Consider the following 18903-nt stretch of genomic DNA (forward strand, 5'->3'; position numbering starts at 1 on the left):
CCCTTCAAGTATTACAGTCAGTGAGCGCTATGGGCGTTCAAATACCGTTGCAATACCTTGGCCTAAACCAATACACATGGTCGCTAAGCCGTATTTCACGTCTTGTGCTTCCATCAGGTTGATTAGGGTTGTCGAGATACGAGAGCCAGAACACCCCAATGGGTGACCGAGTGCAATCGCACCACCGTTAAGGTTAACTTTCTCGTCAACTACATCCAATAGACCTAGATCTTTAGCACATGGAAGAGATTGAGCAGCGAACGCTTCGTTGAGTTCAATAACGCCCATATCTTCAATGTTCAGACCTGCACGTTTTAACGCTTTTTGAGTCGCCGGTACTGGACCGTAACCCATGATTGAAGGGTCGCAGCCTGCGATAGCCATAGACTTTACGCGAGCGCGGATCTTAAGGCCAAGCGCGTTGGCTTTATCTTCACTCATGATAAGCATTGCCGATGCACCATCAGACAATGCTGATGAAGTACCTGCCGTTACCGTTCCGTTTGCTGGGTCGAATACAGGACGCAGCTGAGATAGACCTTCAACCGTTGTTTCTGGGCGAATGACTTCATCGTAATCCAGAGTAAACAGTGAACCGTCTGCCGCGTGAGCTTCTGTTGGTAGAATTTCGTTTTTGAAACGACCTTCTACCGTTGCTGCTTGTGCTCTAGCGTGTGAGCGTGCAGCGAAGGCATCTTGATCTTCACGGCTAATACCGTGCATTTTACCAAGCATCTCAGCCGTTAGGCCCATCATTCCTGCAGCTTTTGCTACGTGCTTAGACATGCCTGGGTGGAAATCGACACCGTGGTTCATAGGAACATGACCCATGTGTTCGACACCACCGATTAGGCAGATTTCCGCATCTCCAACCATGATTGAACGAGCAGCATCATGCAAAGCTTGCATAGATGAACCACACAGTCGGTTCACCGTTACCGCACCAATTTCAATCGGTAGACCAGCAAGCAAAGCGGCGTTACGAGCCACGTTGAAGCCTTGCTCTAGCGTTTGTTGTACACAACCCCAGTAAATGTCTTCAATTTCGACAGGGTTTACTTCTGGATTGCGCTCTAAAATGCCTTTCATCAAATGTGCCGATAGATCTTCAGCACGAGTGTGACGGAAAGCTCCACCTTTGGAACGTCCCATTGGGGTACGAAGGCAATCAACAACAACTACATTATTCATTTTGCTATTCCTTTTCCAAATGTGGGTTACAGAGAACTGGCTTGTTGGCCTTCGTAAAAGCTTTCGCCTTTCGCTGCCATATCAAGCAATAGTTGAGGAACTTGGTACATTGCACCTAAGTCTTGGTAGCTCTTCGCCATTTCAACGAAGTTACCAATACCCACACTGTCTAAGTAGCGGAATACGCCGCCTCTGAATGGAGGGAAGCCTAAACCGTAAACCAGTGCCATATCCGCTTCTTGCGGTGTCGCGATAATGCCTTCTTCTAAACAAAGCACCACTTCGTTGATCATAGGAATCATCACACGTTGGATAATTGTCTGGTCATCAAAGTCTTGTGGCTGTTGGCATACGTCAGCCAAAATAGGAAGAATGTCTTCAGAGAAGGTTTTCTTCGGACGACCGCGTTTGTCTACGCTATACGTGTAGAAACCGCTGCCGTTCTTCTGGCCGTATTTTTCAGCGACGTAAAGTGCGTCAATCGCATCACGACCTTCTTTACCCATACGCTCAGGGAAACCTTGCGCCATTACTGCTTGTGCATGGTGTGCTGTGTCTAGGCCAACAACGTCTAGCAAGTACGCAGGACCCATTGGCCAACCGAACTTACGCTCCATGATTTTATCGATCTTAGTGAAGTCAGCGCCGTCACGTAGCAACATGCTGAAACCGCCAAAGTAAGGGAAAAGTACACGGTTAACGAAGAAGCCTGGGCAGTCGTTAACAACGATAGGAGATTTACCCATCTTCGCTGCGTAAGCCACCACGCGATTGATCGTTTCTTCAGAAGTGTGCTCACCACGGATGATCTCAACCAAAGGCATGCGGTGTACTGGGTTAAAGAAGTGCATACCACAGAAGTTCTCTGGGCGCTTCAAAGATTTCGCTAACAAGTTAATCGGAATCGTTGAGGTATTTGATGTTAGAACCGTGTCTTCACCAACCAAGCCTTCCACTTCGCTCAGTACCGCTGCTTTTACTTTAGGATTCTCTACAACCGCTTCCACAATCACATCTGATTGCTCAACACCTGCATAATGCAGGCTTGGAGTAATAGAAGACAGAATACCTGCCATCTTGAATCCATCTAGTCGACCGCGTGATAAGCGTTTATTCAACAGCTTAGAAGCTTCGTTCATACCAAGATCAAGAGATGCCTGTGCGATGTCTTTCATCATCACTGGGACGCCTTTCAGTGCTGATTGGTAAGCAATACCGCCGCCCATGATACCTGCGCCAAGTACGGCTGCACGCTCAGTTGCTTTGTTTGCTGATTTACCCGCTTGCTTCGCTAGACCTTTGATGTACTGGTCATTCAGGAATAGGCCGACTAATGCTTTTGCTTCTTCTGATTTCGCCAGCTTGACGAAGTGCTTACGTTCGATGTCGAGTGCTGCATCGCGATCGCTACGCGCTGCTTCTTCAATAGCAATTACCGAAGTAATTGGCGCTGGGTAGTGAGGCCCTGCTTTTTGAGCAACGAGACCTTTAGCCATGGTAAAGCTCATCATCGCTTCTAGTTTACTTAGTGAAAGCGCTGATGTTTTTTGTTTACGGCGTAGCTGCCAATCGAGTTTCTCATTGGCTGCCAGAGAAACAGTGTTAACCGCTGATTCTAATAGTTGGTCTGTTTCAACAATCGCATCTAACAAGCCAACTTTAAGTGCTTCATCGGCACGGCATGCTTTGCCTTGCGTGATAATTTCCATTGCGCTGTCAGCACCGATAACACGAGGTAGGCGCACACAACCACCAAAACCAGGCATGATGCCAAGTTTGGTTTCTGGTAAACCTATGCTGGTGGTCTTGTCACCGATACGGAAGTCGGTAGCGAGTACACATTCACAGCCGCCGCCAAGGGCATGGCCACGCATCATTGAAAGAGTTGGGACAGGAAGGTCTTCGAGCTTACTGAAGATTGAATTAGCGAATCTTAACCATTCATCAAGTTCTGCTTCTGGCTTAGCAAATAGGCCAAGAAATTCAGTGATGTCTGCGCCTACGATGAACGCGTCTTTGTTTGAAGTTAAGATTAAACCACGTAATCCAGTGTGAGCATTAAGAGCATCTAACGCTTTATCTAGTGATTCTAAAGTAGCAAGGTCGAGTTTGTTTACAGAGGCCGGCGCACAGAAGCTAAGTTCTGCAATACCATCTTGTAATTCCTTTACCTGTAAGGTGTTAGCTTGGTAAATCATTGTCTATCTCCATGACATACAATCCACGATTGTTTGAGAGAATCTTGTTATCTTTCTATTATTGTAGAACACCTGGTAAGACCAGTCGTCTTAGTCTGTACCTCTGCTTGGTGAATTTCAATACATTTTTTAAACAATTGTTTAACATTGTGCGATAGCACAGATCCTCTAACCCTTATTATTCACGCGTGATACACTTCGCCGCTCTTATTAATTAAGTTAACGATATGAATGAACAGCCCTATTTAATACCGTCAGCGTCGGCTCTGTTTGAAGAAGAGATAAAGAAGAGCGTCTTCATTACTCATCTTGCTCATACTCCAAGTGTAGAAGCTGCTAAACAGTTCGTAGAACAGGTAAAAAAAGAGCATTCATCAGCACGACATAATTGTTGGGGCTTTGCTGCTGGGCGACCTGAAGACTCAATGAAATGGGGCTTTAGTGACGACGGAGAGCCATCTGGTACTGCGGGTAAGCCTATTTTGGCGCAACTGTCTGGTTCTGGTGTCGGTGAACTGACTGCCGTTGTCACTCGTTATTCTGGCGGAATCAAGCTTGGAACGGGTGGCCTAGTAAAGGCGTATGGTGGAGGAGTGCAACAAGCTCTCAAGCTGCTTCAAACTATCGAGAAAAAAATAACCACAAAATTACGGCTAGAGTTAGACTATGGCTTTGTGCCAATCGCGCAATCCATTATGGCTCAGCATCAGGCTGTTGAAGTCCAAGCGGATTATGGTGTTCAAGTTGAGCTTATTATTGAAATAGAGCTCCTTCAGGTAGATTCGTTTACCCAAACCATGATCAATAAAAGCGGTGCCAAGGCACTGGTAACGAAAGTCAAAGACAACTAGGAAGTGTGAAGCATTTCGCTTCGTTCAATAGCTCATGCAATTTCGCTCAATTATTCGAATCGTCGGATTATTATTAGCACTTTTTAGTGTATCAATGCTCGCACCTGCGCTCGTCGCACTGATCTATAGAGATGGTGCGGGTGTGCCATTTGTGACGACTTTCTTCGTTCTATTATTTTGTGGAGCAACTTGCTGGTTTCCAAACCGACGCTATAAACATGAATTGAAGGCGCGAGATGGCTTTCTCATTGTGGTGTTGTTCTGGACGGTAATCGGCAGTGCAGGTGCATTGCCGTTTTTGATCGCGGATAATCCGAGCGTTTCTGTTACTGATGCCTTTTTTGAATCGTTTTCTGCATTAACGACTACGGGTGCAACCGTAATTGTTGGCCTCGATGACCTACCTAAAGCAATTTTATTTTACCGCCAATTCCTGCAATGGTTTGGTGGTATGGGTATCATCGTATTGGCGGTAGCCATCCTTCCCGTTCTGGGTATCGGTGGTATGCAGCTATATCGTGCTGAAATCCCAGGTCCTGTAAAAGACAGTAAGATGACACCGCGTATTGCTGAAACGGCAAAAGCGCTTTGGTATATCTATCTCAGCTTAACTATTGCTTGTGCGGTGGCGTTTTGGTTGGCTGGTATGAGTTTCTTTGATGCAATCAGCCATAGTTTCTCTACCATTGCTATTGGTGGTTTCTCGACACATGATGCCAGCATGGGGTATTTCAATAGCCCTGCTATAAACATGATTACCGTTGTATTCCTTCTTATATCTGCTTGTAACTTCTCTCTTCACTTTGCCGCGTTTGCGTCTGGTGGTGTGCATCCCAAGTACTATTGGAAGGATCCTGAGTTTCGCGCTTTTATCTTTATTCAAGCGCTACTGTTTTTAGTCTGCTTCTTATTACTGCTTAACCATCATTCTTACGACTCGTATTACGATGCCTTTGATCAGGCTTTGTTCCAAACGGTATCTATATCTACAACAGCAGGCTTCACCACCACTGGTTTTTCCGAGTGGCCGCTGTTCTTACCCGTTCTGCTTCTGTTTTCTTCCTTTATAGGTGGTTGTGCCGGTTCAACCGGTGGCGGTATGAAAGTTATCCGAATATTACTACTTACGCTGCAAGGTGCTCGTGAAATGAAGCGTCTTGTCCACCCGCGTGCTGTTTATACCATCAAGGTTGGCGGATCTGCGTTACCACAGCGTGTTGTGGATGCGGTTTGGGGCTTCTTCTCTGCATACGCCTTGGTTTTTGTGGTTTGTATGTTGGCTCTGATTGCAACTGGCATGGATGAGCTAAGTGCTTTCTCTGCTGTAGCGGCAACATTGAATAACCTTGGCCCTGGCTTAGGTGAAGTGGCAATGCACTTCGGCGATGTGAATGACAAGGCTAAGTGGGTGTTGATCGTATCTATGCTGTTTGGTCGTTTAGAGATATTCACCTTATTAATTTTATTGACCCCTACGTTTTGGCGTAGCTAAGGACAACATTGTGGCAAAAGCTCTATTTTTGTATTCAAGCCGTGAAGGGCAGACCAAGAAGATCTTGAACTATATAAAAGAAGAAATGAATGAGTTCGAATGTGAGCTTCAAGATCTGCACACTATTAGTAATGTCGACTTTACTCAATATGACAGAGTTTTGATTGGCGCATCTATTCGCTATGGCCACCTCAATAAGAAGCTATATCAGTTCATTGATGCCAACCTTGCTCAGCTGCAATCAAACAAGGTTGCCTTTTTCTGCGTTAACTTAACGGCTCGTAAAGAAGACCAAGGTAAAGATACCCCTGAAGGTAGTGCTTATATTAAGAAGTTTCTTCTCAAGTCACCGTGGCAGCCGACCTTGATCGGTGTCTTTGCTGGTGCCCTCTATTACCCACGTTATAACTGGTTTGATAAAACCATGATTCGCTTCATTATGAATATGACAGGTGGAGAAACGGATACAACTAAGGAAGTTGAGTACACGAACTGGGAAAAAGTCTCTTTATTCTCTAAAAAACTGAAAGAGATGTAAGAGAAAAGCCTACTTTTGAGGCGTTTTGAGTTCTTTTTAATCGAACGAATAAAAAAACGAGAAAAACTTCAAAAAGGGCTTGCCAGTGTGATCGAAATCTCTATAATGCGACCTCGTTGAAACGGGAAGGCTTCGTAAGAAACCAAAGCGAATCAGCAGGTCAAATTAGCCAAGCTAAGCGCTTGAAAAAAGTTTTGAAAATAGTGGTTGACACTAAAACTTAAATCGCTAAAATGGCCGTCCGATTTGAGCGAAGCTCAAAAAGGAAAAGCTCTTTAACAATTTAAACCTATCAATCTGTGTGGGCACTCGTTGATGAATATCAAAACGTTTTATCGTTAGATAAAACAGATTCTTCGGAATCAAACTTGATTTCAATGAACTGAGTGACCAATACGTTTAACTACTTGTAGTTAATCGGCACAGTCAATTCATTACCATTCTGTTGGAATGGTAATAGCTTTAAAATTACATAGTAGTTTTGAAGTCAGTATTCGTTGAGTCACAAAATCTTAAATTGAAGAGTTTGATCATGGCTCAGATTGAACGCTGGCGGCAGGCCTAACACATGCAAGTCGAGCGGAAACGACAACATTGAATCTTCGGAGGATTTGTTGGGCGTCGAGCGGCGGACGGGTGAGTAATGCCTAGGAAATTGCCTTGATGTGGGGGATAACCATTGGAAACGATGGCTAATACCGCATAATGCCTACGGGCCAAAGAGGGGGATCTTCGGACCTCTCGCGTCAAGATATGCCTAGGTGGGATTAGCTAGTTGGTGAGGTAATGGCTCACCAAGGCGACGATCCCTAGCTGGTCTGAGAGGATGATCAGCCACACTGGAACTGAGACACGGTCCAGACTCCTACGGGAGGCAGCAGTGGGGAATATTGCACAATGGGCGAAAGCCTGATGCAGCCATGCCGCGTGTATGAAGAAGGCCTTCGGGTTGTAAAGTACTTTCAGTTGTGAGGAAGGGGGTAGTGTTAATAGCGCTATCTCTTGACGTTAGCAACAGAAGAAGCACCGGCTAACTCCGTGCCAGCAGCCGCGGTAATACGGAGGGTGCGAGCGTTAATCGGAATTACTGGGCGTAAAGCGCATGCAGGTGGTTCATTAAGTCAGATGTGAAAGCCCGGGGCTCAACCTCGGAACTGCATTTGAAACTGGTGAACTAGAGTGCTGTAGAGGGGGGTAGAATTTCAGGTGTAGCGGTGAAATGCGTAGAGATCTGAAGGAATACCAGTGGCGAAGGCGGCCCCCTGGACAGACACTGACACTCAGATGCGAAAGCGTGGGGAGCAAACAGGATTAGATACCCTGGTAGTCCACGCCGTAAACGATGTCTACTTGGAGGTTGTGGCCTTGAGCCGTGGCTTTCGGAGCTAACGCGTTAAGTAGACCGCCTGGGGAGTACGGTCGCAAGATTAAAACTCAAATGAATTGACGGGGGCCCGCACAAGCGGTGGAGCATGTGGTTTAATTCGATGCAACGCGAAGAACCTTACCTACTCTTGACATCCAGAGAAGCCAGCGGAGACGCAGGTGTGCCTTCGGGAGCTCTGAGACAGGTGCTGCATGGCTGTCGTCAGCTCGTGTTGTGAAATGTTGGGTTAAGTCCCGCAACGAGCGCAACCCTTATCCTTGTTTGCCAGCGAGTAATGTCGGGAACTCCAGGGAGACTGCCGGTGATAAACCGGAGGAAGGTGGGGACGACGTCAAGTCATCATGGCCCTTACGAGTAGGGCTACACACGTGCTACAATGGCGCATACAGAGGGCAGCAAGCTAGCGATAGTGAGCGAATCCCAAAAAGTGCGTCGTAGTCCGGATTGGAGTCTGCAACTCGACTCCATGAAGTCGGAATCGCTAGTAATCGTGAATCAGAATGTCACGGTGAATACGTTCCCGGGCCTTGTACACACCGCCCGTCACACCATGGGAGTGGGCTGCAAAAGAAGTGGGTAGTTTAACCTTTCGGGGAGGACGCTCACCACTTTGTGGTTCATGACTGGGGTGAAGTCGTAACAAGGTAGCCCTAGGGGAACCTGGGGCTGGATCACCTCCTTATACGAAGATATTTACGATGAGTGTCCACACAGATTGATTAGGTTTAGAAAAGCAAAGAGAAGAAGAACTCCCAAGGTTCTTCGAAGTTTGTTTCTACTTTTAAAGTGGAGATAAATTAGCAGTGTCCCGTTCGTCTAGAGGCCTAGGACACCGCCCTTTCACGGCGGTAACAGGGGTTCGACTCCCCTACGGGATACCATTGGGTCGTTAGCTCAGTTGGTAGAGCAGTTGACTTTTAATCAATTGGTCGCAGGTTCGAATCCTGCACGACCCACCATTTCCTCCCAAGGAAATAAAAATATGGGGCTATAGCTCAGCTGGGAGAGCGCCTGCCTTGCACGCAGGAGGTCTGCGGTTCGATCCCGCATAGCTCCACCATTCTTTCTCCATGAAGGAATTAAAACTATCATGGGCGATTAGCTCAGTTGGGAGAGCACCTGCCTTACAAGCAGGGGGTCACTGGTTCGAGCCCGGTATCGCCCACCATCTTTAAGCATTCTCGTAAGAGAGTATTTAAAAATGGGTTTAAAAGTTTAACACTTATAACTCTTGCTCTTTAACAATTTGGAAAGCTGACTGATTTAAATAACGAAGTTATTTAAATCAAATTTAAAAGTTCTCAATGTTTATCTGCTCTTATTTAATAGGGACGGTATAAACACAACAAACACATTCAAGTGTCTTGTATTCGAACGATCAGAAATGATTGTTCATTTTTGACTCTACTTTTTATTAAAAAGTGGAAACAAAAAGTAAATTGAGTCCGGCAAACAGTCATTGAGAATTAACCCTTCTTGATGACAACCAAAAACCTTGGTTAGTTGCCATACAAGTTTGTTTTCACTTTTCAAAAGTGAAAGTAAAACAGAGACCCTTTCGGGTTGTATGGTTAAGTGACTAAGCGTACACGGTGGATGCCTTGGCAGTCAGAGGCGATGAAAGACGTAATAACTTGCGATAAGCCCAGATTAGGTAGTAATAACCTTTTGAGTCTGGGATTTCTGAATGGGGAAACCCACGTGCATAAGCACGTATCCTGTTGTGAATACATAGCAACAGGAGGCAAACCGGGGGAACTGAAACATCTAAGTACCCCGAGGAAGAGAAATCAACCGAGATTCCGAAAGTAGCGGCGAGCGAAATTGGATTAGCCCTTAAGCTTTTAATGATGCAGGTGAAGAGTCTGGAAAGTCTCGCAATAAAGGGTGATAGCCCCGTAACCGACACATCATAATCAGTGAAATCGAGTAGGGCGGGACACGTGATATCCTGTCTGAATATGGGGGGACCATCCTCCAAGGCTAAATACTACTGACTGACCGATAGTGAACCAGTACCGTGAGGGAAAGGCGAAAAGAACCCCTGTGAGGGGAGTGAAATAGAACCTGAAACCGTGTACGTACAAGCAGTAGGAGCACCTTCGTGGTGTGACTGCGTACCTTTTGTATAATGGGTCAGCGACTTAATTTTAGTAGCAAGGTTAACCGTTTAGGGGAGCCGTAGGGAAACCGAGTCTTAACTGGGCGTACAGTTGCTAGGATTAGACCCGAAACCAGGTGATCTAGCCATGGGCAGGTTGAAGGTTGAGTAACATCAACTGGAGGACCGAACCGACTAATGTTGAAAAATTAGCGGATGACTTGTGGCTAGGGGTGAAAGGCCAATCAAACCTGGAGATAGCTGGTTCTCCCCGAAAGCTATTTAGGTAGCGCCTCGGACGAATACTACTGGGGGTAGAGCACTGTTAAGGCTAGGGGGTCATCCCGACTTACCAACCCTTTGCAAACTCCGAATACCAGTAAGTACTATCCGGGAGACACACGGCGGGTGCTAACGTCCGTCGTGGAGAGGGAAACAACCCAGACCGCCAGCTAAGGTCCCAAAGTATAGCTAAGTGGGAAACGATGTGGGAAGGCTCAGACAGCCAGGATGTTGGCTTAGAAGCAGCCATCATTTAAAGAAAGCGTAATAGCTCACTGGTCGAGTCGGCCTGCGCGGAAGATGTAACGGGGCTAAGCTATACACCGAAGCTGCGGCTACGTACCTTAGGGTATGTGGGGTAGGGGAGCGTTCTGTAAGCCGTTGAAGGTGGTCTGTAAGGGCTGCTGGAGGTATCAGAAGTGCGAATGCTGACATGAGTAACGATAAAGGGAGTGAAAAACTCCCTCGCCGGAAGACCAAGGGTTCCTGTCCAACGTTAATCGGGGCAGGGTAAGTCGACTCCTAAGGCGAGGCCGAAAGGCGTAGTCGATGGGAAACGGGTTAATATTCCCGTACTTCTTACAATTGCGATGGGGGGACGGAGAAGGCTAGGTGGGCCTGGCGACGGTTGTCCAGGTTCAAGTATGTAGGCGGAAAGTTTAGGTAAATCCGGACTTTCTTTAACGCTGAGATACGATGTCGAGCTACTACGGTAGTGAAGTCATTGATGCCATGCTTCCAGGAAAAGCCTCTAAGCTTCAGATTGTAAGGAATCGTACCCCAAACCGACACAGGTGGTCGGGTAGAGAATACCAAGGCGCTTGAGAGAACTCGGGTGAAGGAACTAGGCAAAATGGTACCGTAACTTCGGGAGAAGGTACGCTCTTATCAGTGAAGTCCCTTGCGGATGGAGCAGACGAGAGTCGCAGATACCAGGTGGCTGCAACTGTTTATTAAAAACACAGCACTGTGCAAAATCGTAAGATGACGTATACGGTGTGACGCCTGCCCGGTGCCGGAAGGTTAATTGATGGGGTTAGACTTCGGTCGAAGCTCTTGATCGAAGCCCCGGTAAACGGCGGCCGTAACTATAACGGTCCTAAGGTAGCGAAATTCCTTGTCGGGTAAGTTCCGACCTGCACGAATGGCGTAATGATGGCCACGCTGTCTCCACCCGAGACTCAGTGAAATTGAAATCGCTGTGAAGATGCAGTGTACCCGCGGCTAGACGGAAAGACCCCGTGAACCTTTACTACAGCTTGGCACTGAACATTGAACCTACATGTGTAGGATAGGTGGGAGACTATGAAACCGCGTCGCTAGATGTGGTGGAGTCGTCCTTGAAATACCACCCTTGTAGTTTTGATGTTCTAACGTTGGCCCCTGAATCGGGGTTACGGACAGTGCCTGGTGGGTAGTTTGACTGGGGCGGTCTCCTCCCAAAGAGTAACGGAGGAGCACGAAGGTGGGCTAAACACGGTTGGACATCGTGTGGTTAGTGCAATGGCATAAGCCCGCTTGACTGCGAGAATGACAATTCGAGCAGGTGCGAAAGCAGGTCATAGTGATCCGGTGGTTCTGAATGGAAGGGCCATCGCTCAACGGATAAAAGGTACTCCGGGGATAACAGGCTGATACCGCCCAAGAGTTCATATCGACGGCGGTGTTTGGCACCTCGATGTCGGCTCATCACATCCTGGGGCTGAAGTCGGTCCCAAGGGTATGGCTGTTCGCCATTTAAAGTGGTACGCGAGCTGGGTTTAGAACGTCGTGAGACAGTTCGGTCCCTATCTGCCGTGGGCGTTGGAAAATTGAAAGGGGCTGCTCCTAGTACGAGAGGACCGGAGTGGACGAACCTCTGGTGTTCGGGTTGTCATGCCAATGGCATTGCCCGGTAGCTAAGTTCGGAATCGATAACCGCTGAAAGCATCTAAGCGGGAAGCGAGCCTTGAGATGAGTTTTCCCTGACGCTATAAGCGTCCTAAAGGGTTGTCGTAGACTACGACGTTGATAGGCAGGGTGTGTAAGTGCTGCGAGGCATTGAGCTAACCTGTACTAATTGCCCGTGAGGCTTAACCATACAACACCCAAGGGGTTTTGTGGACTCAAAGACAGACCTTGAATGAGTTTGAAGAGACACTTTTAGATTATAGCTTTCCGAATTTTAAAATTTGCTTGGCGACCATAGCATTGTGGACCCACCTGATTCCATGCCGAACTCAGAAGTGAAACACAATAGCGCCGATGGTAGTGTGGGGTTTCCCCATGTGAGAGTAGGACATCGCCAGGCTTTAATTTCGTTGTTTGCATAGCAAACAACAACTTCAACAGTGCACAAATCTGTTGATGACAATTTGTTGGAGGGATGGCTGAGTGGTCGAAAGCACCGGTCTTGAAAACCGGCAACCGTTAATAGCGGTTCTAGGGTTCAAATCCCTATCCCTCCACCACCATTGAAAAGCCCGCTGAGAAATCAGCGGGCTTTTTCATATCTGCTATTTAGAAAAAAGAGCACTAACGTGCTCTCCTCTATTATTCCCTTAATCAGCATATCTAAAGTTAACTAGTCAGGGAGATACTTTCCTTCGGCTACTTGCCAGAACGCTCTAATCAGTGGGTTCTCAAGTTGAGAGCGTTTACAGCAAACGCCTAATTCAAAGGGTTTGATTGGTTCTATTTTTAAACGATCGACCTTATCTCTCACTGGACTGTTGTTAATGACGACATCAGGAGCTATTCCCACCCCACAGCCCAGCGCAACCATACTTACAATCGCCTCATGTCCAGATACCTGAGCGTAAATGCTAGGCTTAATCTTCATCTTTTTGAACCATGCATTCGCACGTTCACGAGCAGTACCTGCTTCGGGAATGATAAAAGGCACTTCATTCCAATTTGGCTTTTCGGATTGCAGTTGCTGACTAAAGCTACTGACACCGGATGGGATGATTACTGACAGTGGTATATCGCTAATGGTTTCGAATTCTAATCTTGAAGGCAAAATGTCTGGTTTAGCTGAAATAGCAATATCAGCCTCATCATTCAGTATCTTGTCAATGGACTGCGCTGGATCACCGGTAGAGAGCTTAAACTCAATATACGGATGAATAGCTCTGAATTCGGTAATGAGTTCAGGAAGGTGACTGTAGCTTGCTGTTACTGAACAGAAGATGCGGATCTCACCCTTTAGCTCCTGTTCTCCGCCTTTTAGGTGAAGGTTATATTGCTGCCACTCGCCAACGATGCTCAATGCCACAGGCAACAGATGTTTTCCTGCAGGTGTGAGGTCAACACTTCGGTTATCCCTGATAAGCAGTTCTTGCCCTGTTTCTTCCTCAAGCTTTTGTATCTGACGACTAAGGGCAGAAGGACTGACGTGCATAGCAGCAGCTGTTTTGCTGAAACTCTTGCTATCACATAAATGTATAAATAATTGTAGAGATTTTATGTTCATGTTCTGTGATCGTTTCCATGTTGCATTTATTGCAATAACTAATTGTGAATATATCACTTTCAGCAACGGAGTGTCTGTTTTAGTATGAAGTCATTCGATAGAGATATATCGACCTTATGGACTTATTTTTAAAGGAGTGCCCTACAATGGCTAACTATTTCAATACATTAAACCTTCGTGAGCAACTAGACCAATTAGGTCGCTGCCGTTTCATGGATCGTGAAGAATTCACGACTGAAGCTGAATACCTTGAAGGTAAGAAGATCGTCATTGTTGGCTGTGGTGCTCAAGGCCTAAACCAAGGTCTAAACATGCGTGATTCTGGTCTAGATGTATCTTACGCTCTACGCCAAGCTGCAATTGACGAGAAGCGTCAATCATTCAAGAACGCTGACGAGAACGGCTTTGTAGTTGGTAGCTACGAAACGCTAATCCCTCAAGCAGACCTAGTTATTAACCTTACTCCTGATAAGCAACACACTAATGTTGTTGAGACAGTAATGCCTCTAATGAAAGAAGGCGCTGCTCTTGGTTACTCTCATGGTTTCAACGTTGTTGAAGAAGGCATGCAATTACGTGCTGACCTTACAGTTGTAATGGTTGCACCTAAGTGTCCAGGTTCTGAAGTACGTGAAGAGTACAAGCGTGGCTTCGGTGTTCCAACACTGATCGCTGTTCACCCAGAAAATGACCCTAAAGGCGAAGGCTGGGATATCGCTAAAGCTTGGGCTGCAGGTACTGGTGGTCACCGTGCAGGTTGCCTAGAGTCTTCATTCGTAGCTGAAGTTAAATCTGACCTTATGGGTGAGCAAACCATTTTATGTGGCATGCTACAAGCAGGTTCTATCGTATCTTACGAGAAGATGATTGCTGATGGCATCGAACCAGGCTACGCAGGTAAACTTCTACAATACGGTTGGGAAACGATTACTGAAGCACTTAAGTTCGGTGGCGTAACTCACATGATGGACCGTCTATCTAACCCAGCTAAAGTTAAAGCGTTTGAGCTTTCTGAAGAGCTAAAAGACCTAATGCGTCCGCTTTACAACAAACACATGGATGACATCATTTCTGGTCACTTCTCTAGTACTATGATGGCTGATTGGGCGAACGATGACGTGAACCTACTAGGCTGGCGTGAAGAGACTGGTGAAACGGCATTCGAAAACTACCCAACTTCTGACGTAGAAATCTCAGAGCAAGAGTACTTCGATAACGGTATCCTTATGGTTGCTATGGTTCGTGCGGGTGTTGAGCTAGCATTCGAAGCAATGACAGCATCTGGTATCATCGATGAGTCTGCTTACTACGAGTCTCTACATGAGCTTCCACTAATCGCAAACACAGTTGCTCGTAAGCGTCTTTACGAAATGAACGTAGTAATCTCTGATACAGCTGAATACGGTAACTACCTATTTGCTAACGTAGCAACACCGCTACTACGCGAGCAGTTCATGCCTTCAGTTGCAACTGACGTAATCGGCCGCGGTTTAGGTGAAACATCTAACCAAGTAGATAACGCGAAGCTAATTGAAGTAAACGAAGCTATCCGTAACCACCCTGTAGAGTACATTGGTGAAGAGCTACGTAGCTACATGAGCGACATGAAGCGTATCGCTGTTGGCGGTTAATTAGTCGCTTAGATACTGATAAATTTGTAGAAAAAGCAAAGCAGTATCACTAGCTCCTTACAGGTTGGAGTTATTATTAAGCAACACAACATCTAATAAAAAGGCTTGGTCGCCGTTGACCAAGCCTTTTTTCTTTTTTGGCGCAAAGTTATACAGATCAATAGAATGGACATTACTTGATAGGTCTAGACGCCGAATTTCAGTTCTTGATTGGCCTTAGAAATACAAAAGGGTTGGTGTTTTTACACCAACCCTTTCAGTTTTCTTGCTTTGCGGCTTACTTGTCAGCAATCTTTGCTTCTAAATCCGCTAGCTTCTGTTCCATCTCTGTCAGCTTTTGACGAGTGCGTAGAAGTACTTGTGTTTGAACATCAAACTCTTCACGGCTAACAACGTCTAGCTTGTTTAGTTGGCCTTGGATAACTTGGCGAACTTTTTGATCTACATCTGAACCAAGCTCTTTTACTGGTTGAGGCATAGAGTCGTGGATCTGCTTAGCAATCTGTTCTAGTTTTTTTGGATCAAACATATCAATTAAAACTCCTGAATATTTCCTACCATTCTATTTAATCACGCCGAAGAAGTCGCCTCTGGCGTATAAAAAAAGGCCACCGAAGTAGCCTTTTTAATTGTTAACACGACTTAGATATTACTTATTATCAGCTAACTCTCTGTGAGCCGCTTTTGCTTCATCGACGCGAGCTAGTTTTTCTAGGTCTTTGTCTTCAACAAATACAGGTAGCGGTTTGTGCTTCTCAGCTAGGTAGCTGTAGATTACTGGCAGCACAAACAAGGTAAACAATGTACCGATTGCTAGACCAGCAACGATTACGATACCGATACTGAAACGTTGAGCTGCACCTGCACCACTTGCGTACATCAGTGGAATTAGACCTGCGATCATCGCAGCGGTTGTCATTAGGATTGGACGAAGACGAACCTTCGCAGCTTCCATAACGGCTTCAATACGCGTCTTGCCATTGTGCAGTTGTTCTTCTTTTGCTACTTCACAGATTAAGATACCGTGTTTGGTAATCAAGCCGACCAAGGTTATGAGACCTACTTGCGAGTAGATGTTCATAGTCGCAGCGCCCCAAGCCAAGGCAATAAGTGCCCCACAAATAGCAAGTGGTACAGATACCATGATAACCAATGGATCTTTTAGAGATTCAAATTGAATCGCTAGAACCAAGAAGATAATAGCCAGAGCCAAACCAAAGGTTGCGTATAGTGCGCTACCTTCTGTTACGTACTGACGAGCCTCACCCATGTAGTCATGGTTGTAACCGCTTGGTAGCTTAGTTGCTGCAATGTCTTCAAACCAGTTGATCGCATCACCCATGGCTGCGCCAGGAGCAGGTACTGCACCAATCGTTGCTGAGTTTAATTGGTTGAAGTGAGGAAGAGAGCGAGGCTCTGCCACAACATCAATCGTGATTAAACTGCCTAGAGGAATTGCTTTACCATCTGCGCCACGAACATAGTAGTTGTTCATCGATTCAGGGTTTAGACGGAACTTACGTTCAACTTGAGGGATAACCTCGTAAGAACGACCATTCAAGTCGATACGGTTTACGTAACCATCAGACATCATAGTACCTAGAGTGATACCAATGTCTTGCATCGTCACGCCGTAAGCACCCGCTTTGTCTTTGTCGATATGGATCTTCATCGTTGCTGAGTCGTAGTTCAAATCAAGATCTGAATAAACGAACAGCGGGTTTGTCGATACTTCGGCTAAGATCTCTGTCGTGATTTGGAATAGGCTCTCGAAGCTGTTCGGTGTTGTAATAACAAACTGAACAGGAAGGCCTGAACCTGCCCCTGGAAGTTCTGGCATTTGGAAGGCTGTTACGGCCATACCAGGAACATCTTTCACCAAGTTACCCACACGGTTTGCTACTTCAGACTGGCTTGCTTCACGCTCACTCCATGGAACCATTGATGCGATACCAAAGGCTTGGTTTGCATTAGGAACACCAGTAAACACCTGCGCATACGCTACTTCTGGCTGATCAGACAGAAGGCTGTTTACGTCATTCATGGTGTTTTGCATGTAGTCCAAGTTCGCATTCGAAGGTGCTGTACCCATAAGCATGATTACACCTTTATCTTCTGAAGGCGCTAACTCACTAGGAATGAACTTGAATAATAGCGGTAAACTTGCAAATACGATGATAGCGAAGCCAATGAAGACTGGACGATGCTGCATTACCGCGCCAAGCATACGCTCGTAGCGATTGGTCATGCCATCTAGTACGCTATGTACTTTCTGCTCAAACTTGCTTGGCTCGGCGTGAGCTTTGAGCATTTTTGAACACATCATTGGCGATAACGTTAACGCCACAATACCCGATACAAAAACAGCACCAGCAAGGGTTAGTGCAAACTCTTTAAACAACGAGCCTGTGATACCACCCATCATTGCGATAGGAGCATATACTGCACCTAACGTTAGTGTCATTGCGATAACGGGTACCGCAATTTCACGAGTACCGATGATAGCAGCTCGGAAAGGGGACTCCCCTAATTTTATATGCCGGTCGACGTTTTCCAGTACAACGATGGCATCATCAACAACCAAGCCGATAGCCAGTACCATTGCCAGTAGTGTCATTAGGTTCCACGAGAAGCCCATCGCCTGCATTACCATAGCCACACCAATCAGAGATAGTGGGATAGTAACGATCGGGATAAGAACCGCACGGAATGAACCTAAGAACAAAGTAATTACGACCAGTACAATCAATGCCGCTTCAAGAATGGTTTTAATTACCTCTTGAATGGATTCATTAATCGCAATAGTCGAGTCATACATGATATTCATCGAGATGTTGCTTGGAAGGTTCTTCTCTAATTGAGGCAGAAGCTCAAGGACATCAGCGGCAATGTTGATAGGGTTCGCACTTGGTGCTGCGTTAATTGCAGCAACAACCGCTTCCTTACCGTTTGCACTTGCTCGGTAAATATCGTGGCTTTTCTCTAAAGAAACCTTAGCGATGTCAGACAGGCGAATAATTTCACCCTCACCACTTTTAACGACTAAGTTCTCTAATTCTTCAGTGTTTGATACTTGCGTATCGGCACTGCCGTTATAAAGAACGAATTCGCCGGTAGCTTGACCTGTCGCTGATTGGTAGTTATTGGCATCCAATACCGACATAACATCAGTAGCGGTGAGGTTAACAGCTGCCATTTTTGACGGATCTAGCCATACGCGCAGTGCGTATTTCATACCACCATAAAGGTCGACTTTAGATACACCATTTACCGTAAATAGCTGCGGGTTGATTACACGCTCTAGATAATCGGTAATCTGACTTGATACGAGCTCATCACTAGTAAAGCCAATGTAGAGTACAGCCGTCGTTGAACCGGTCGACATGGTTACGGTTGGATCTTCGGCTTCTTTAGGAAGCTGAGAGCGCACCGAGTTTGTCTTGGCCAGTATGTCAGACAGCGCCGCATTTGGGTCGGTGTTCAACTTCATGTTAACTGTGATAGTTGAACTACCCAGTACAGAAGATGAAGTCATATAGTCGATGTTATCCGCTTGAGCCACAGCCTGTTCGAGGGGCTGGGTTATAAAGCCTTGGATAAGATCGGCACTTGCACCGTAGTAACTCGTTGTTACGGTTACCACGGTATTCGTCATTTCAGGGTATTCACGCACCTGCATTTTGAAGATTGCTTGTAGACCAAGCAGCGCAATCAAAAAGCTGATGGATACCGCTAGAACTGGACGTTTAATAAAAACATCAGTAAAGCGCATTATGCC

At 46.2% G+C, this 18903-nt stretch carries 9 protein-coding genes, 5 tRNA genes and 3 rRNA genes; 12 read left to right on the top strand and 5 right to left on the bottom strand.

Going from position 1 to position 18903, the window contains the following annotated elements:
• Positions 1–27 precede the first annotated feature (27 nt).
• Entirely contained in the window at positions 28–1191 is a 1164-nt protein-coding gene (fadA, locus tag IHV80_RS00165) for an acetyl-CoA C-acyltransferase FadA (RefSeq protein ID WP_065111981.1), read from the bottom strand.
• A gap of 26 nt (positions 1192–1217) precedes the next feature.
• Positions 1218–3389, bottom strand: a complete 2172-nt coding sequence (gene fadB / locus IHV80_RS00170) for a fatty acid oxidation complex subunit alpha FadB (protein WP_192889681.1) — start codon at positions 3387–3389, stop codon at positions 1218–1220.
• Between the two features lie 227 nt (positions 3390–3616).
• Here fadB and IHV80_RS00175 point away from each other — a divergent pair, with 227 nt between their 5' ends.
• The 11 genes from IHV80_RS00175 (at position 3617) to IHV80_RS00225 (ending at position 12490) form a co-directional block, all read left to right on the top strand.
• A complete protein-coding gene (locus IHV80_RS00175) occupies positions 3617–4240 on the top strand; it encodes a YigZ family protein (protein ID WP_004736669.1) in 624 nt (207 codons plus the stop codon).
• Positions 4241–4274: 34 nt separating this feature from the next.
• Complete coding sequence (locus IHV80_RS00180) at positions 4275–5732, top strand: TrkH family potassium uptake protein (protein WP_048657784.1); 1458 nt, start codon at positions 4275–4277, stop codon at positions 5730–5732.
• A 10-nt stretch (positions 5733–5742) separates the two neighbouring features.
• The gene (hemG, locus tag IHV80_RS00185; protein WP_192889682.1) at positions 5743–6270 is read left to right on the top strand and encodes a menaquinone-dependent protoporphyrinogen IX dehydrogenase; all 528 of its coding nucleotides are present in this window, start codon (positions 5743–5745) and stop codon (positions 6268–6270) included.
• A 514-nt stretch (positions 6271–6784) separates the two neighbouring features.
• A 16S ribosomal RNA gene (locus IHV80_RS00190) occupies positions 6785–8339 on the top strand.
• A 123-nt stretch (positions 8340–8462) separates the two neighbouring features.
• Positions 8463–8538: transfer RNA gene (locus tag IHV80_RS00195), tRNA-Glu, on the top strand.
• A 2-nt stretch (positions 8539–8540) separates the two neighbouring features.
• Positions 8541–8616, top strand: a tRNA-Lys gene (locus tag IHV80_RS00200).
• Between the two features lie 25 nt (positions 8617–8641).
• Positions 8642–8717, top strand: a tRNA-Ala gene (locus IHV80_RS00205).
• 32 nt (positions 8718–8749) lie between these two features.
• Positions 8750–8825 (top strand) — tRNA-Val (locus IHV80_RS00210).
• A gap of 401 nt (positions 8826–9226) precedes the next feature.
• Positions 9227–12120: ribosomal RNA gene (locus IHV80_RS00215) — 23S ribosomal RNA — on the top strand.
• Positions 12121–12214: 94 nt separating this feature from the next.
• Positions 12215–12330: ribosomal RNA gene (rrf, locus tag IHV80_RS00220) — 5S ribosomal RNA — on the top strand.
• Together the 16S, 23S and 5S rRNA genes with 5 tRNA genes alongside form the textbook arrangement of a ribosomal RNA operon.
• 69 nt (positions 12331–12399) lie before the next feature.
• Positions 12400–12490: transfer RNA gene (locus IHV80_RS00225), tRNA-Ser, on the top strand.
• 113 nt (positions 12491–12603) lie between these two features.
• Here IHV80_RS00225 and ilvY read toward each other — a convergent pair.
• Complete coding sequence (gene ilvY, locus IHV80_RS00230) at positions 12604–13494, bottom strand: HTH-type transcriptional activator IlvY (RefSeq protein WP_029223704.1); 891 nt, start codon at positions 13492–13494, stop codon at positions 12604–12606.
• Between the two features lie 146 nt (positions 13495–13640).
• On the opposite strand from ilvY, the gene ilvC reads away from it, so the two are divergent.
• Complete coding sequence (gene ilvC, locus IHV80_RS00235) at positions 13641–15125, top strand: ketol-acid reductoisomerase (RefSeq protein WP_017105790.1); 1485 nt, start codon at positions 13641–13643, stop codon at positions 15123–15125.
• A 277-nt stretch (positions 15126–15402) separates the two neighbouring features.
• Here ilvC and ubiK read toward each other — a convergent pair whose 3' ends face one another.
• The gene (gene ubiK, locus IHV80_RS00240) at positions 15403–15654 is read right to left on the bottom strand and encodes a ubiquinone biosynthesis accessory factor UbiK (RefSeq protein WP_009848085.1); all 252 of its coding nucleotides are present in this window, start codon (positions 15652–15654) and stop codon (positions 15403–15405) included.
• A 120-nt stretch (positions 15655–15774) separates the two neighbouring features.
• Positions 15775–18897, bottom strand: a complete 3123-nt coding sequence (locus IHV80_RS00245; protein ID WP_192889683.1) for a multidrug efflux RND transporter permease subunit — start codon at positions 18895–18897, stop codon at positions 15775–15777.
• Positions 18898–18903: the final 6 nt, after the last annotated feature.

The organism is Vibrio bathopelagicus, from assembly GCF_014879975.1.
Taxonomy (GTDB): domain Bacteria; phylum Pseudomonadota; class Gammaproteobacteria; order Enterobacterales; family Vibrionaceae; genus Vibrio; species Vibrio bathopelagicus.

Coding starts and splice junctions, on each gene's coding strand:
- fadA (WP_065111981.1), bottom strand. CDS start 1,191: ATGAATAATGTAGTTGTTGTTGATTGCCTTCGTACCCCAATGGGACGT.
- ilvY (WP_029223704.1), bottom strand. CDS start 13,494: ATGAACATAAAATCTCTACAATTATTTATACATTTATGTGATAGCAAG.
- ilvC (WP_017105790.1), top strand. CDS start 13,641: ATGGCTAACTATTTCAATACATTAAACCTTCGTGAGCAACTAGACCAA.
- IHV80_RS00175 (WP_004736669.1), top strand. CDS start 3,617: ATGAATGAACAGCCCTATTTAATACCGTCAGCGTCGGCTCTGTTTGAA.
- fadB (WP_192889681.1), bottom strand. CDS start 3,389: ATGATTTACCAAGCTAACACCTTACAGGTAAAGGAATTACAAGATGGT.
- IHV80_RS00180 (WP_048657784.1), top strand. CDS start 4,275: ATGCAATTTCGCTCAATTATTCGAATCGTCGGATTATTATTAGCACTT.
- ubiK (WP_009848085.1), bottom strand. CDS start 15,654: ATGTTTGATCCAAAAAAACTAGAACAGATTGCTAAGCAGATCCACGAC.
- IHV80_RS00245 (WP_192889683.1), bottom strand. CDS start 18,897: ATGCGCTTTACTGATGTTTTTATTAAACGTCCAGTTCTAGCGGTATCC.